This window comes from Pseudomonas sp. RA_15y_Pfl1_P11 (genome assembly GCF_963970975.1).
Lineage (GTDB): Bacteria > Pseudomonadota > Gammaproteobacteria > Pseudomonadales > Pseudomonadaceae > Aquipseudomonas > Aquipseudomonas tritici.
The window spans coordinates 121,477-137,181 of record NZ_CAXAOY010000018.1; the positions used below are offsets into that span (position 1 = coordinate 121,477).

The 15,705-nt window shown below is 57.4% G+C and carries 14 protein-coding genes and 1 pseudogene; 11 read left to right on the plus strand and 4 right to left on the minus strand.

Annotated elements, in window-relative coordinates; translation table 11 throughout:
- Positions 1-21 precede the first annotated feature (21 nt).
- The 3 genes from AACY44_RS21580 to AACY44_RS21590 all read left to right on the plus strand — a co-directional run bounded on the left by AACY44_RS21580 (position 22) and on the right by AACY44_RS21590 (position 4,201).
- A complete protein-coding gene (locus AACY44_RS21580) occupies positions 22-1,521 on the plus strand; it encodes a CoA-acylating methylmalonate-semialdehyde dehydrogenase (protein WP_339436246.1) in 1,500 nt (499 codons plus the stop codon).
- Between the two features lie 239 nt (positions 1,522-1,760).
- Positions 1,761-2,699: a pectate lyase family protein gene (locus AACY44_RS21585; RefSeq protein WP_339419379.1), complete on the plus strand. Its 939-nt coding sequence runs from the start codon at positions 1,761-1,763 to the stop codon at positions 2,697-2,699.
- Between the two features lie 251 nt (positions 2,700-2,950).
- Positions 2,951-4,201, plus strand: a complete 1,251-nt coding sequence (locus AACY44_RS21590) for a glycoside hydrolase family 68 protein (RefSeq protein WP_339419378.1) — start codon at positions 2,951-2,953, stop codon at positions 4,199-4,201.
- A 300-nt stretch (positions 4,202-4,501) separates the two neighbouring features.
- On the opposite strand, the gene AACY44_RS21595 is transcribed toward AACY44_RS21590, so the two are convergent.
- From AACY44_RS21595 to xylA, 4 genes are all read right to left on the minus strand, one after another.
- Positions 4,502-5,638, minus strand: coding sequence for a sugar ABC transporter permease (locus AACY44_RS21595; protein ID WP_339419377.1), 1,137 nt, complete (start codon positions 5,636-5,638; stop codon positions 4,502-4,504).
- A complete protein-coding gene (gene xylG, locus AACY44_RS21600; RefSeq protein ID WP_339530997.1) occupies positions 5,639-7,183 on the minus strand; it encodes a D-xylose ABC transporter ATP-binding protein in 1,545 nt (514 codons plus the stop codon).
- 5 nt (positions 7,184-7,188) lie between these two features.
- The gene (xylF, locus tag AACY44_RS21605) at positions 7,189-8,190 is read right to left on the minus strand and encodes a D-xylose ABC transporter substrate-binding protein (RefSeq protein WP_339530999.1); all 1,002 of its coding nucleotides are present in this window, start codon (positions 8,188-8,190) and stop codon (positions 7,189-7,191) included.
- 101 nt (positions 8,191-8,291) lie between these two features.
- Positions 8,292-9,608, minus strand: coding sequence for a xylose isomerase (xylA, locus tag AACY44_RS21610; protein ID WP_339419371.1), 1,317 nt, complete (start codon positions 9,606-9,608; stop codon positions 8,292-8,294).
- Between the two features lie 333 nt (positions 9,609-9,941).
- On the opposite strand from xylA, the gene AACY44_RS21615 reads away from it, so the two are divergent.
- The 8 genes and pseudogenes from AACY44_RS21615 (at position 9,942) to AACY44_RS21650 (ending at position 15,663) form a co-directional block, all read left to right on the plus strand.
- The gene (locus AACY44_RS21615) at positions 9,942-10,181 is read left to right on the plus strand and encodes a hypothetical protein (RefSeq protein WP_339436251.1); all 240 of its coding nucleotides are present in this window, start codon (positions 9,942-9,944) and stop codon (positions 10,179-10,181) included.
- Positions 10,178-10,426 (plus strand): hypothetical protein, encoded by a 249-nt coding sequence (locus tag AACY44_RS21620; RefSeq protein ID WP_339436252.1) that lies wholly within the window; start codon positions 10,178-10,180, stop codon positions 10,424-10,426. The genes AACY44_RS21615 and AACY44_RS21620 overlap by 4 nt, the downstream gene beginning before the upstream one ends.
- A 75-nt stretch (positions 10,427-10,501) precedes the next feature.
- Positions 10,502-11,914, plus strand: coding sequence for a PAAR domain-containing protein (locus AACY44_RS21625; RefSeq protein ID WP_339531001.1), 1,413 nt, complete (start codon positions 10,502-10,504; stop codon positions 11,912-11,914).
- Complete coding sequence (locus AACY44_RS21630) at positions 11,911-12,300, plus strand: hypothetical protein (RefSeq protein WP_339419503.1); 390 nt, start codon at positions 11,911-11,913, stop codon at positions 12,298-12,300. The genes AACY44_RS21625 and AACY44_RS21630 overlap by 4 nt, the downstream gene beginning before the upstream one ends.
- A gap of 306 nt (positions 12,301-12,606) precedes the next feature.
- Positions 12,607-12,843: pseudogene (locus AACY44_RS21635) on the plus strand (PAAR domain-containing protein); the annotation flags it as partial.
- 210 nt (positions 12,844-13,053) lie between these two features.
- The gene (locus AACY44_RS21640) at positions 13,054-14,019 is read left to right on the plus strand and encodes a hypothetical protein (protein WP_339531007.1); all 966 of its coding nucleotides are present in this window, start codon (positions 13,054-13,056) and stop codon (positions 14,017-14,019) included.
- Positions 14,016-14,405 (plus strand): hypothetical protein, encoded by a 390-nt coding sequence (locus AACY44_RS21645; RefSeq protein ID WP_339419367.1) that lies wholly within the window; start codon positions 14,016-14,018, stop codon positions 14,403-14,405. Before AACY44_RS21640 ends, AACY44_RS21645 begins: the two co-directional genes overlap by 4 nt.
- A gap of 85 nt (positions 14,406-14,490) precedes the next feature.
- Positions 14,491-15,663 (plus strand): XylR family transcriptional regulator, encoded by a 1,173-nt coding sequence (locus tag AACY44_RS21650; RefSeq protein ID WP_339428055.1) that lies wholly within the window; start codon positions 14,491-14,493, stop codon positions 15,661-15,663.
- Positions 15,664-15,705: the final 42 nt, after the last annotated feature.

Genomic DNA, 15,705 nt, shown 5'->3' on the forward strand with positions numbered 1-15,705 from the left:
ACCCACCTGGGATCTACTGCCATGACTAAAACAATCGAGCACTACATCAACGATCAGCGCGTGTCCCGCGATGATCGCTATCAGGACGTCTACAATCCGGCCACCGGCGAAAAGACCGGCCGCGTCGCCCTGGCCAGTCGCCAGACCGTGTCCGAAGCCGTCGCCGCCGCCCAGGCTGCCTTCGCCGACTGGGCCGACACCCCGCCAATCCGCCGCGCCCGCGTGCTGTTCGAATACCTGCACCTGCTGCGTGCACGCAAGGATGACCTGGCGCGCATCATTGTCGCCGAGCACGGCAAGGTCTTTACCGACGCCCAGGGTGAAGTCGACCGTGGCCTCGATATCCTCGAATTTGCCTGTGGCATTCCGAACTTGCTCAAGGGCGAACACTCCGACCAGGTTTCCCGTGGCATGGACAACTGGACCCTGCGCCAGCCGCTGGGCGTTGTAGCCGGTGTTACACCGTTCAACTTCCCGGTGATGGTGCCGATGTGGATGTACCCGATCGCCATTGCGGCGGGCAATACCTTCATCCTCAAGCCAAGCCCGACCGACCCAAGCGCATCGTTGTTCATGGCCGAACTGCTGCGTGAAGCCGGCTTGCCCAAGGGCGTGTTCAACGTCGTGCAGGGCGACAAGGAATCGGTGGACGCGCTGATCGAACACCCGGACGTCAAGGCCGTGAGCTTTGTTGGCTCCACGCCGATTGCCCAGTACATCTACGAAACCGGCGCGCGTAACGGAAAGCGTGTGCAAGGCCTGGGCGGCGCCAAAAACCACATGGTGGTAATGCCCGACGCGGATATTGAAAAAACCGTCGACGCCCTGATGGGCGCCGCCTACGGCAGTGCCGGCGAACGCTGCATGGCCATCTCCGTCGCCGTGCTGGTGGGTGATGTGGGTGACAAAGTCATCGCCGCCTTGACCGAGCGTGCCAAGCAACTGCGCATCACCGACGGCCGCGACCTCAAGGCCGAAATGGGCCCGATCGTGTCCCGCGCGGCGCTGGAGCGTATCAGCGGCTACATCGAACAAGGCGTACAGGCCGGTGCGCAACTGCTGCTCGACGGGCGCGACTACGTGCCCACCGAAGCGGGCCTGGAAAACGGCTTCTGGCTCGGCGCGACCTTGTTCGATCACGTGACCCAAGAGATGAGCATCTACCGTGAAGAAATCTTCGGCCCGGTGCTGGCGTGCGTGCGCGTAAGTGACTTCGCCGAAGCGATCAAACTGGTCAACGACCACGAATTCGGCAATGGCGTGAGCTGCTTCACCCGCGATGGCAATATTGCCCGCGAGTTTGCACGGCGGATTGAAGTGGGCATGGTCGGCATCAACGTACCGATCCCGGTGCCGATGGCATGGCACGGGTTCGGCGGCTGGAAGAAGAGTTTGTTCGGCGACATGCATGCGTATGGCACGGAGGGTGTGCGGTTTTACACCAAGCAGAAGTCGATCATGCAGCGCTGGTCGGAGAGCATCGAGCAGGGCGCGGAGTTTGCGATGCCGGTGTCGAAGTAAGGTTGAACAGATGCTGTAGGACCCAATGTGGGAGGGGCTTGCCCCTCCCATTTTTTTTTGCCCGCACAAGGGTTGACGTTTTGGTGAATGCCGAATACTGTACATAAACACAGTGTTTAAGCGCTGATCGAACCTCACACGGCAATCTCAGTCCTGCCAAACACTGTGTGCAAGTTAACGGATTAACTTGATGCACCCGCTCGTCATAGCGAGCTGTTTTTATTTTAGAGAGGGAACTCATGTCGTATCCAGAAAGCAAACTCACCGGTTTGACCGGTTTCGCCCAAGCGGCAAAAGTGACAGGTGGCTGGTCGGGTCCCGTGGTCAGCATCACTACGCTCGATCAACTCAAGGCCAATATTGGCGACACCACCCCGCGGGTATTGGTGATCAACAGTAATCTCTCGGCCTCGCGTCTCACCAAAGTGACGATGGGCGCTAACAAGACCCTGATCGGCTCATTCCAGAATCGAACCTTGGAAAATATTCACCTGCGGGCAACGGCGCAGTCGCAGAACATTATTCTGCAGAATATTATTTTCAGGCATTCGGCGACTATCAAGGCCAATGACGATATCCAGGTCTATCTGAACTACGGCAGCAAGTACTGGATTGACCATTGCTCTTTCGTCGGGCACAGCTGGTCTACCACTGACGGCAGTGAAGATAAACTGTTGTATATCGGCGAGAAAGCCGACTATGTCACCCTCAGCAACTGCTTCTTTGGCAGTCACAAGTATGGGCTGATCTTCGGTCACCCGGCGGATGACAATAAGGCAGAGTTCAACGGGTACCCACGCCTGACGGTGTGCCATAACCGCTTCGAGGATATGGAAGTGCGTGCGCCGGGCTTGATGCGTTACGGATACTTTCATGTTTATAACAACTACATCAATAACTTCCACCTCGGTTTTACCCTGGCGCAGAACGCCAACATCCTTTCTGAAAGTAACTACTTTGGTGAGGGCAGTCAAAACAACGGCATGTTGGATGACAAGGGGACTGGGACGTTCACTGATACCAACAGTGTTCCACCGATCACCAACCAGAAGTCACCAAAGGCGCAATGGACGGCCACTTCCAACTACGCCTACACCTTGAAAACCGCAGCCCAAGCCAAAGACTTTACGCAGAAGAATGCCGGAGCCCAGTCCGGTGCGCTGGTATTCGGTAGTTGATTAGCTAGCTTTCTAGTTGCTTGGCATAGATTGCAAGTGCCACTGTATTTATATCAAGGATATAAATACAGTGATGGCCTTTTTAATCTAAATAATTCTTCACGCTGCGATAGGCGGGTGGCCATGTTAAACCTGGTTCCGCACTTCAGGGCCAACGACGGCTCATTCTTTTCAGTCACAGCAAAGTTGCTGGCTGTTATGTGTTATTCAATCTTCGCTTGTCACGTAAGCATCAGTAAAAGGACATCATCATGAAACATGCGAATCACGCACCTACTCGCTGGACACGGGCCGATGCGCTAAAAGTTAATGAAAATGACCCGACGACCACACAGCCGTTAGTGAGTCCTGACTTTCCTGTCATGAGTGACACTGTATTCATTTGGGACACCATGCCATTGCGTGAGCTGGATGGTACGGTTGTATCGGTCAATGGCTGGTCGGTGATCTTCACCCTGACCGCCGACCGTCGCCCTCATGATCCACAATTCATCAACGCCGATGGCCGTTACGACATCAAGCGCGATTGGGAAGACCGCCATGGCCATGCGCGTATCTGCTATTGGTACTCGCGCACCGGCAAGGACTGGATCTTCGGCGGCCGGGTCATGGCCGAAGGGGTTTCGCCGACCACGCGTGAATGGGCGGGCACACCTATCTTGCTCAATAACAACGGTGACATTGACCTGTATTACACCTGTGTAACGCCGGGTGCCACCATTGCCAAAGTCAGGGGCCGGGTGGTCACTTCCGACACCGGTGTCGAGCTGCAAGGCTTCACTCAGGTCAAGTCATTGTTTGATGCAGACGGCACCTATTATCAAACCGAAGCGCAGAATGCGACCTGGAACTTTCGCGATCCAAGCCCGTTTATCGATCCAAATGACGGCAAGTTGTACATGGTGTTTGAGGGCAATGTTGCCGGCGAGCGCGGGACTCACGAAGTGGGGCCGAATGAACTGGGCCTGGTGCCGCCAGGGCATGAAGATGTCGGCGGGGCACGTTATCAGGTTGGCTGCATCGGCATCGCCGTGGCCAAAGACCTCAACGGTGACGAGTGGGACATTCTGCCGCCCTTGGTGACTGCTGTTGGGGTGAACGATCAAACCGAACGCCCGCATTATGTGTTCCAGGACAACAAGTACTACTTGTTCACCATCAGCCACAAATTCACCTACGCGGATGGCGTGACGGGTCCGGATGGCGTCTACGGTTTTGTCGGCGATCATCTGTTCGGCCCCTACACGCCGATGAACGCCTCGGGGCTGGTGCTGGGCAATCCGCCTTCGCAGCCGTTCCAGACGTATTCCCACTGCGTGATGCCCAATGGCCTGGTGACTTCCTTTATCGACAGCGTGCCCACCAGCGGCGATGACTACCGCATTGGCGGCACCGAAGCACCCACTGTGAGGATTGTATTGAAGGGCGATCGCTCGTTTGTGCAGGAGGCTTATGACTACGGTTACATCCCGGCGATGCGCGATGTTGTGTTGAGCCAGTAACTGACTAAAAAGCCACTCTTCGGAGTGGCTTTTTTACGGCTGTTTTTCATGCAGGCGCTGTTGATGGCTTAAGACACTCGAGGGGGGGATCACAGGCTCGCCATTGATGCCAGCAATTAAACGCGACACGTCTTACTGGCGCTTTACGAATCATGACCCAAAGCCACTCACGCCACCTATCAAATGTGGGAGAGGGCGTGACCGCAATAGCGCAGTATCAGTCAGCACATCGGGTACTGATAGACCGCTACCGCAGGCAAGCCAGCCCCCACATTTGAGCGTCGGTGTTCTTCCGGATCTTTACCGCCGGCCCGTGCGCGTACTCACATCCACCCACACCGCCAGCACCAGAATGCTGCCCTTCACGATCATCTGCCAGTAACTGTCCACATCCAGCATCGACATCCCATTGTCCAGGCTGGTAATCACCAGCGCGCCCAGCAACGCGCCGTACACTGTGCCCGAGCCGCCACGCATTGACGTGCCGCCGATAAAGCACGCAGCGATGGCATCCAGCTCGCCCATATTCCCCGCCGACGGCGAACCGGCCGCGAGCCGGGCAGTATTGACCAGGCCGGCGAGGGCGCACATCACGCCCATGATGCCGAAGATCCATAGCTTCACCGCTTGTACGTTGATGCCCGACAGGCGTGTGGCTTCCATGTTGCTGCCCACCGCGTAGATGCGGCGGCCGAACACGGTCTGGCGGGTGACGTAGCTGAATACACCCAACAGCACCAGCAGAAGCAAGACGGGGACGGGAATGCCGTCGTAGCTGTTGAGCGTGGTGACGAACCCGGCCAGCACGGCGCCGATAAGTACCACGCGCACCAGATCACGCACGAGGGAATGCGCCGCAAGACCATGCAGCGCGCGATTGCGCCGCTGTTTCCATGCCAGGAACAGTGTCAGGGCAAACAGCGAAACCCCGAGGCCAATACCGACTGAATGCGGTAAATACCCCTGGCCCACATACACCAGCGACGGTGAAACCGGCGCAATGGTGGTACCGCCCGTGATCCCCAGCAGGATCCCGCGAAATGCCAGCATCCCGCCCAAACCGACGATAAACGACGGGATGCGCAGATAGGCTGTCATGTACCCATTTGCCAACCCGATCACCAACCCGCACAACGCTACCAAGCTCAGGTTGGCCAGCAGCGGAATGTGATAAACCACATCCAGGATCGCCGCCAACCCGCCCAGCAACCCCAGTAATGACCCCACCGACAAATCGATCTCGCCGCTGATGATCACCAGCACCATGCCGCACGCCAGGATCCCGGTGATCGACATCTGCCGCAGCAGGTTGGACAGGTTGCGTGGTGTGAGAAACCCGCCCTCGGTCTGCCAGCTGAAAAACAGCCAGATCACCGCCACGGCGATCACCAGGGCGAGCATTTTGTAGCGGGTAAACAGCTGTTGGAGCTGATTCATCTACGCGGTCTTCCGATCATTATTGTTATGGCTGAGCGCAGCCGCGAGCACCTGCTCCTGGGTGAGGCCGTTGTTGACGAAATCACCGCGCAGTTGGCCTTCGCCGATCACCAGCACGCGGTCGGAGACCCCGAGTACTTCGGCCAGCTCCGAGGACACCATGATGATTGACACCCCTTCGGCCGCCAGGGCGTTCATCAACGTGTAGATCTCATATTTGGCGCCCACGTCCACGCCGCGCGTGGGTTCGTCGAGGATCAACACTTTGGGCTTGGCCATCAGCATTTTCGCCAGCACAGCCTTTTGCTGATTGCCCCCGGACAGGCTGGTGATCGGCAAAAACGGGCTGGAGGTCTTCAGGTGCATGCGTGCGATCTGCTGGTCGATGCTGCCCAGTTCGGCTTCGGCATCGATACGCGTCATGTGCGCATAGGTATCGAGCACCGCCAGGGTGATGTTCTGGCCCACGCCCAGGTCGGGAATGATGCCTTGGCGCTTGCGGTCCTCGGGCACCATGCACAGCCCGGCGCGGATGGATTTGAGCGGCGTGCGTGTGTCTATCACCTGGCCGTCCAACCACACCTCGGCGCTGTAGCGCCCTGGGTAGGCGCCGAACAGCGCCGACACCAGTTCCGTACGTCCGGCCCCCACCAACCCGGCAATGCCGAGGATTTCCCCGCGTTTGAGCACAAAGGAAATGTCGTCCACACGCTTGCGTTTGGGGTTGTCGACGTCATAGCAGGTGACGTTGCGGGCCTCGAAAATCACCTCGCCCACGTCATGCGGCTCGGTGGGATAGAGGTTACTCATCTCGCGGCCGACCATCTGGGTGATGATCTGCGCGATGTCCATGTCGGCCATGGCCGTGGTCGCGATGTGCTTGCCATCGCGGATCACCGCAATGGTGTCGCACACCGCCGCCACTTCATCGAGCTTGTGGGAGATGTACACGCAGGCCACGCCCTTGGCCTTGAGGCCGCGGATGATGTCCAGCAGTACTTCGATTTCAGAGCGCGTCAGGGCCGAGGAGGGCTCATCGAGAATCATGAGGCGCGCCTGTTTATTCAGGGCCTTGGCGATTTCCACCAATTGCTGGTAGCCGCCGCCGTACTGCGACACCGGCAGCGCGACGTTCATGTCCGGTACCTTGAGCTCGCGCATCAAGGCTTCGGCGCGGTGGATCATCGCCGGGTAGTTCATGCGCCCACCCGGCAAGGTCAGTTCGTGGCCCATGAAGATGTTTTCGGCCACCGACAAGTCAGGCACCAGGGTCAGTTCCTGGTGAATGATCACGATCCCCGCCGCCTCGGTCTCGCTGATCGACTGAGCCTTGAGCGGCTGCCCGTCCCAGAGAATTTCACCGTCCCAGGTGCCGTACGGATAAACCGCCGACAGCACCTTCATCAAGGTTGATTTACCGGCGCCGTTCTCGCCGCACAGGCCGACGCATTCCCCCGGCCGTACCTTGAGGTCGATGCCGTTGAGGGCGTTGACACCGCCAAAGGTTTTGACGATGCCGTTCATTTGCAGCAAATAGTCGGACATGGCGGTCACTGCCCGGCAATCTGCTCTTTGGTATAGAACCCGTCTTTCTCCAACAGATCGATATTGGCTTTGGTCAGCGGGGTAGGCGTGAGCAGGATGGTGTCGACCTTCTTGCTGCCGTTGTCGTACTGCGAGCTGTAGGTCGGCTTCTCGTTACGCGCCAGTTGCACCGAGAGCTTGGCGGCTTCGGTGGCGATCAGCTTGAGCGGCTTGTACACGGTCATGGTTTGCGTGCCGTCGATCACACGCTTGATCGCGGCCAGGTCGGCGTCTTGCCCGGAGATCGGCACCTTGCCTGCCAGTTTCTGCGCGGCCAGGGCCTGGATCGCACCGCCGGCGGTGGCATCGTTGGAAGCCACGATGGCGTCGATCTTGTTGTTGTTCCGGGTCAGGGCGTTTTCGACGATGCTCAGGGCTTCAGTGGGGTTCCATTCTTTCACCCACTGCTGCCCGACAATTTTGATGTCGCCCTTGTCGATGGCCGGTTGCAGCACCTTCATCTGGCCTTCACGCAGCACTTTGGCGTTGTTGTCGGTGGGCGCGCCGCCGAGCAGGAAGTAGTTGCCCTTGGGCGCCGCTTGCATCACGCCGCTGGCCTGCATTTCGCCGACCTTTTCGTTATCGAAGGAGATGTAGGCGTCGATGTCAGCGTTAAGGATCAGGCGGTCATACGACACCACTTTGATTCCGGCCTTCTTGGCTTCGGCGACGGCGTTGGTGAGGACGGTAGCGTTGAAGGGCACGATGACGATCACGTCGACACCCCGGGAGATCAGGTTTTCGATCTGGGAAATCTGCTTCTGCTCGTTGGCATCGGCAGACTGGACGAAGACCTTGGCATCGAGTTTTTCTGCCGCCGCGACGAAGTAGTCACGGTCACGGGACCAGCGTTCCAGACGCAGGTCATCGATCGAGAAGCCGATTTTCGGGTGGGCCGGGCCGGCTATGACCGGCAGGGCGAGCAGAGCCAGGGCAGTGGCGAGCAGGGTACGTTTGAATGACTTCATGGTGGTGCGTCCTTTTATTGTTGTTGGAAAGACACAGCGTGATGCGGGTAAAACTGTAGAGCGTCCCTCGACGCTCTGTGCAGAGATTTGTCGCGCAAATGTCACCGGTAGATAAAGCGATTCACGACACCTTCAAGCATCTCCTGACGGCCACTCACGGCCTGAGGGTTCAGTTCATGGGCAAACGCATGTTCAGCCAGCGACTCCAGGCTGAATTCTCCCGCCAGCACGGCCTGGCCCAACGGTTGCTGCCAACCGGCGTAGCGCTGGTCCTTGAACTGCTGCAACCGATCGTTCTCGACCATAGTCGCCGCGCGCTCCAGGGCCAGGGCCAATACATCCATGGCGGCTACATGCCCATGGAACAGGTCTACATCGTCCAGGCTTTGGCGGCGCACCTTGGAGTCGAAGTTATAGCCGCCATTCTTGAACCCGCCGGCCTTGAGGATTTCATAGGTGGCGAGGGTCATTTCCTCGACGCTGTTGGGGAACTGGTCGGTGTCCCAGCCGTTCTGCGGGTCGCCGCGGTTGGCGTCGATGCTGCCGAAGATGCCCAGGGACACGGCGGTGGCAATTTCATGGTGAAAACTGTGCCCGGCCAGGGTCGCGTGGTTGGCCTCGATATTCACCTTGATCTCATGCTCCAGCCCGTATTCATGCAGGAAGCCGAACACGGTGGCGCTGTCGTAATCGTATTGGTGCTTGGTCGGCTCCTGGGGTTTGGGCTCGATCAGCAGGTCGCCCTTGAAGCCGATCTTGTGCTTGTGTTCCACGACCATGCGCATAAAGCGACCAAGCTGCTCGCGCTCACGTTTCAGGTCGGTATTGAGCAGGGTTTCGTAACCTTCACGGCCGCCCCACAGCACATAGTTGGAACCCTTGAGCCGCAAGGTTGCGTTCATCGCGCTGAACACCTGGGCGGCGGCGTAGGCAAACACCTCCGGGTCCGGGTTACTGGCGGCGCCGGCGGCAAAGCGTGGGTTGCTGAAGCAATTGGCGGTGCCCCACAGCAGCTTGATCCCTGTCTGTTCCTGGTGACGCTCCAGGTGATCGACCATCTGTGCAAAGTGGTGGCGGTACTCCTTGAGCGAACTGCCTTCGGGGGCGACGTCCGTGTCGTGAAAGCTGTAGTAGTCGATGCCCAGCTTGGAGAAAAACTCAAACGCTGCTTGCGCCTTGCCGATGGCCAGTTCCATCGGGTCGCCGCTGCGTTGCCATGGCCGTTTGAAGGTGCCGACGCCAAACATGTCCGCGCCTGGCCACACGAAGGTGTGCCAATAACAGGCGGCCATGCGCAGGTGTTCGCGCATGGGTTTGCCGAGGATGATTTTGTTGGCGTCGTAATGGCGAAAGGCGAGGGGCGATTCGCTGCTGGGGCCTTCGAAGCGAACCTTCTCGACACCGGGGAAGTACGGCATGGCGTTTTCCTTATTGTTCTTGGCGGTGTCCCGATACTAGCAACGGCGGTGGGGCTGCCGATTATGAAAATCACCAAGGGAGGGTGCGATTTTGAGTAATGTCTTTGCTTGAGCGTAGCGTCACTGCATAGGGGACGATCCGAGTTTATTTATTTTTTCAGAGTGATCCCTAATCAAACTCTTAAGTACTACGTGATTTGCGGAAACGTCTGGCTTTACCTCAAGCAAGTGCCTCTCCAAAGTTTGGCCTGCATCGTCATTTTCTTTGACTTGATGCCATTCGCGGTTGAGAGCGCGGTACTCATCAGGCACATACTAAATAAGGATGAAAACATGAATGCGCAGTCGCCCATGCTGTACACCAATGAAGTGTTTTCGGCATATCTAAGTAGTTTGGACGATCACTGCTTCACAGAACAGCAACTTGCAGAATTCAACGAACACGCGTTGGAAGTAATCAGTCAGCGGCAGTTTTACTTAAAAACTCATCCGGCCGTTGCCGTTTACCGAGTGGCAGCTTGGGCAGTCAAACCCGCAACGGCGGAACGATCAAACAAACGACCTCAGCGATGACATTCAAATTGACCAACGGTGAGCGCGTACGCGCCGCACACAAGGGCGATTACGTTGAGTACGTCGACGGTTCCCAGGCGCACATTTTGACGGGTGCCGGTGAAAGCAATAGTAACATTGCTTTAGTGGGCAGCTTGCTCAGTAACGGTGACGAAATCATCAATACACCTCAAGGCTCAATAATCCTCATCGCGCGTGAGGGTGTGCAGTTGGCCGAGGATTTTTTACCCCTTATCCAGAATTGACCATGACGCGTGTTAGTGCTGAGCGTGGCTATGCCGCGTTTGGAATGCTCAGGCGTTATAGAGCGGAGAACATAGATGACTGAAGGATATTTTATTGGCTTGGGCGATAAGACCACTTGCGGTGGAGAAGTGCTTGATGGCGATCCAAGAGTTGACATACATGGCCTCCTGCACGCTCGCGAAGGTGACCGAGTCAGTTGTGGAAAACATGCGGGGATTTATCAAATACTCGGCGGCATTTCGCATATAGAGAGTCATGGCAAGCTGGTGGCTGGCACGCTGGATAGCTTCAGCAGTTGCCCCTGTCGAGCGGGGCTTATTCCCTCGGTGTACACCGCTACCTACGAGAACGAGAGCGCACCAGCGCCTATGAACGCGCGAGCCGTTCAGCCGGGCGCCTCATCTATAAACGACCGCCCGATGGCCCGGCATCAATCGGGTTTTGTTCCTTCCGGCAGCCTGGCCTTAGTGCGATCCAGAGGCGTGGATGCTGAGGAGCCTGGTTTCTACGTGGTGCCCAAAAGCATGACTCGCCAGGCACTGGAAGCCACGCTTTTCCCTGGTCATGACCCAGCTGTGATGAGCAAGTATCGATCACTTAACCCTGGCAAGGGTGAGGTTAAAGCCGGCTCGATGATCGTGCTCGGCGATCCCAACAATACGTCCTGTACCTATCAGGAAGCGCAACTGATGCGGGCGGCTCAACAAGTCGATGCATCCCTGGAAACACTGACACCGGATGAGGCCGATTTTTTGTATCGGCACGGTGCCGAGATCGCCGGTTTTATCGGCCATACCTCAACCTGGCTCGGCGTCAGTGCGCTGGTGATGGAAAAACATCTGGGAAACCTGCGCGATACCCTTCAAGCCATCGAGCGCTTGCATCAGGAGAGCTACCGCCAGCACGGGCACCTTAAATCGCCGCAGTTTTTCGCCGAGCGCCAGCGACTGCTGACTCAACTGGACGCCCATCTGCTGAACTCGACACGTTTGCGCGGCCAGACGACGCTGGGTGATCACCCCAAGTTGAAAACGGCGCTTGGCATTTCCAGCCGTAGTCTGGTGCATCACTGGGATAAAGCGGGCGGGCCGGGGAAGATTCCGGGGTATTCGGCTCATGTGGAGGCGGTGAGCCGTGCTACTAAATATATGAAGGCGGGTGGGTATATCGGGATTGGTCTGGGTGGGGTGTCTTCGGTGTTGGCTATTCAGCAGGTGTGTAACCTCGATTCCGGGGCGGCTTGTGAAAAAGTGAAATTCACTGAAGTGGGGAAATTCATTGGAGCTACTGGTGGCGGTGTTGCGGGGGGATTGATAGCCGGTTCTGCCAGCGGTTCGATCTGTGTGGCGCTTGCCGTCTCTACCGGTATAGGGGGTGTCGTGTGTGTCGCTGCGTTGGTTGGGGCTGGCGCGTGGGCGGGTACTACTTACGGTGGTATGGGTGGCGAAATAGGTGGAGAAATTTTGTACGAGAAAACGTGGCCATGACAACGGAGGGATTCTGGAAGTCTTGGTTGGCTTTTGGAGTCGTCAGCGGCCCAATTTTGCTTGCCTATGTGGGGGCTGCATACAGTCTTTACCTGAGCCGTTGTCACCTGGATGCCATAAAAGAGGCTTTGAAAAACAGCCGTTACATTTATCTATGGGGGCCGAGCCTTGGAAAAAGAGGTTTGATTTGGTCACTGTGGGAAATATCGAAAATCGCCGGGATGGTTGTATGGCCCAAGGCTTCTGTCCGCATCGGAGAACTTGACCCAGCAGATCTTGAAAATTTCCCACCTCATTTGAAACAGCATCTGATCGTCAACATAACGCTGATGCTCACCTCGTTCACTTGGATTGTGGTTGTGGGGATTCTGCTGCAGTTCAGGTAATTCGAGCGGACCTCACTTGAGGCCCGCTACCAGGCAGGACCTATTGAGGACTTTTTTGAAGCCGTATGCGGATCAAGTTGCAGCTTCTTAGATTTTAGAATCTGAACGAGTGAAAGGCCATTTCATCGGGGCATTGAAAAAGCCATCTATAAAAAGTCGCCAAGGAACGGTGCAATTTTTTGTACCGAGTTCAAGCTTCTAAAGACTACGTAATTTGCGGAAACATCTGACTTTACGTCAGGCAACTGCCTCTGCAAAGTTCGGCTCTCTAATCACTTTTGTCTTACGTATAGAGAGGGCTGAATCGTGCCGCGAGGACATGTCAATGGAATAGCGCAAGGTCTGCACGGCGATCTGACCACTACCGGCGCCGTGTGTATCAGTAGCCTGCCCAACGCGAAACAGGGCGGGCGCAGCGTCTTAAGACTTGGCGATAAAACCACGGAATGCCCGCGATGCGGCAAAACCGGCGTCATTGTGAGCAGCCGGCCGGCCATGTGCTGGATGGGCATTGCGACGGTACTTCATGACGCAACAATCCACTGCGACTGCCCCGCAGGTAGCAATCGCCTGATTGCACCTGCGGATTCAAGCGTTGCGTCACCCACGACTCGATCATCGGCTCAACCGGCGCCCGCAACAGCAACCCGCTCTGCGGTTGCGCCACAACACTCGACATATGTCCCTTCGCAAACCTCTGCATTAAACAGCCTGCCCGGCCAGGAGCCGGGGTTCTATATTGTGCCCAAAAGCATGACTCGCCAGGCACTGGAAGCCACGCTTTTCCCTGGTCATGACCCCGCTGTGATGAGCAAGTATCGATCACTTAACCCTGGCAAGGGTGAGGTTAAAGCCGGCTCGATGATCGTGCTCAGCGATCCGAACAATACGTCCTGTACCTATCAGGAAGCGCAACTGATGCGGGCGGCTCAACAAGTCGATGCATCCCTGGAAACGCTGACGCCGGATGAGGCCGATTTTTCGTATCGGCACGGTGCCGAGATCGCCGGTTTTATCGGCCATACCTCCACCTGGCTGGGCGTCAGTGCGGTGGTGATGGAAAAACACCTGGGAAACTTGCGCGACTCCCTTCAAGCCATCGAACGCTTGCATCAGGAGAGCTACCGCCAGCACGGTCACCTCAAGTCGCCGCAGTTTTTCGCCGAGCGCCAGCGACTGCTGACTCAACTGGACGCCCATCTGCTGAACTCGACACGTTTGCGCGGCCAGACGACGCTGGGTGATCACCCCAAGTTGAAAACGGCCCTCGGTATTTCCAGTCGCAGTCTCGTGCATCACTGGGATAAAGCGGGCGGGCCGGGGCAGATTCCGGGGTATTCGGCTCATGTGGAGGCGGTGAGCCGTGCTACTAAATATATGAAGGCGGGTGGGTATATCGGGATTGGTCTGGGTGGGGTGTCTTCGGTGTTGGCTATTCAGCAGGTGTGTAACCTCGATTCCGGGGCGGCTTGTGAGAGGGTTAAGTTCACTGAAGGTGGAAAATTTGCCGGATCTACGCTGGGCGGTGTTGGGGCTGGATTGACGAGTGGACTTGCCAGTGCTCCGATCTGTGTGGCGATTGGGGCAGGCACAGCAGGTATCGGAGGCGTTGTCTGTGTCGCGGCCATAGCAGGGACCGGAGCATGGGTAGGTACAACTGGTGGTGGTATGGTCGGAGAGTACGTAGGTGAAAAAATCTACGAGGCTAAACAACCATGACCAGTATCGACACCTGGTCTCCCTGGGTTTCAATATCTGTTGCTGGGGGGTGGATGATTCTCGCATTTGCCGGCACTGCATACAGCCTGTACCTGAGCCGCTGTCATTTGGAAGCCATAAAGGAAGCTTTAAAAAACAGCCGTTATATTTATGTGTGGGGGCCTAGCCTTGGTAAGAGAGGTTTGATCTGGTCTCTATTCGAGATGTCGAGAATTGCCGGAATGGTCTTGTGGCCAGGGCCATATATCCGTTTAGGCGATGTAAACCCTGTTGATCTCGAAAGCTTTCCTCCTCGCCTGAAAAGGCATCTGATCGTCAATACGACGCTGATGCTCACTTCTTGTTTTTGGATGATGGTTGTAGTCATTCTGCTGAAGTTCAGGTAACTAAAACGGGCCTCACCCGAGGTCCGCTTTCAAGAGCCGAGTCCCTGCATGCTAACCTGCACCCACCGGCCCCAGGATAAAAACAATGAAAACCCTACCGCCCGTGCACCGCATTGCCTTGCTCTTCAACGGCAGCAAAATCTATGACCGCGGCATCATTGCCGGCATTGGCAACTACCTGAGCAGCACCCGCGCGTCCTGGGATTTGTTCCTCGAAGAAGACTTTTTGTGCCGCCTCAAAGGCATTGAGCGCTGGCAGGGCGATGGCATCATTGCCGACTTTGACGACCCGCTGATCGGCGAAGCGCTGGCCGGGAGCAAGGTGCCGGTGGTGGCGGTGGGAGGCTCCTATGAAGATGCGCGCGCCTACCCCAAGGGCATTCCCTACGTGGCAACGGACAACGATGCCTTGATGACGATGGCGTACGCGCACCTGATCGAGGCCGGGCTGACGCGCTTTGCCTGTTTCAGTCTGCCCGAAGCCCAGGCCAATCGCTGGGCCCAGGAGCGCGAAAAAGCCTTCAAACGGTTGATGCAACGGGATGGCTTGCCGGTGCAGATCTATCGCGGCCTGGGCACCAGCGCGCCGCTGTGGGACAGCGCGGTGGAGCAGCAGATCGCCTGGCTGCAAAGCCTGCCCAAGCCCATCGGCATCATCGCCGTCACCGACGCCCGCGCCCGGCAACTGCTGCAAGCCTGTCTCACCGCCGGCATCGCGGTGCCGGAAGAAGTGGCGCTGATCGGCATCGACAACGACCCGCTGACCCGCACCCTTACACGCGTGCCACTGAGTTCGGTGATCCAGGGCACCGAAACCATGGGCCGCACCGCCGCCGCGCTGTTGCACCAGATGCTGCACGGCAAGCCCTGCACGGGCACGCAGGTGCTGGTGCCGCCGGATGCGATCAACGTGCAGGCATCCAGCCTGCATCAACCGCTGGGTAATCCCTACGTGATGCAGGCGCTGCTGTTTATCCGCCAATACGCCTGCCAGGGCATCAAGACCGCCCAGGTAGCGGCCTATGTCGGCGTGTCGCGTTCATCGTTGGAGTCGCACTTTCGCAAGGCGCGCGGCTGCAGCGTGCATGACGAGATTCTGCGCTTCAAGCTCGCCAACGCCGCCAAGGGCCTGCAAGGCAACCACCTGGCGATTGCCGACATCGCCCAGCAATGCGGCTTCAAATCTGCGCAGTACCTGCACACGGTGTTCCGTCGCGAGTTCGGCTGTACGCCACGCGAATACCAGCAGAGTCATTAGAAACTTTGCCAGCCAGGCCCATTCGCTGCTGGACTTGCACCG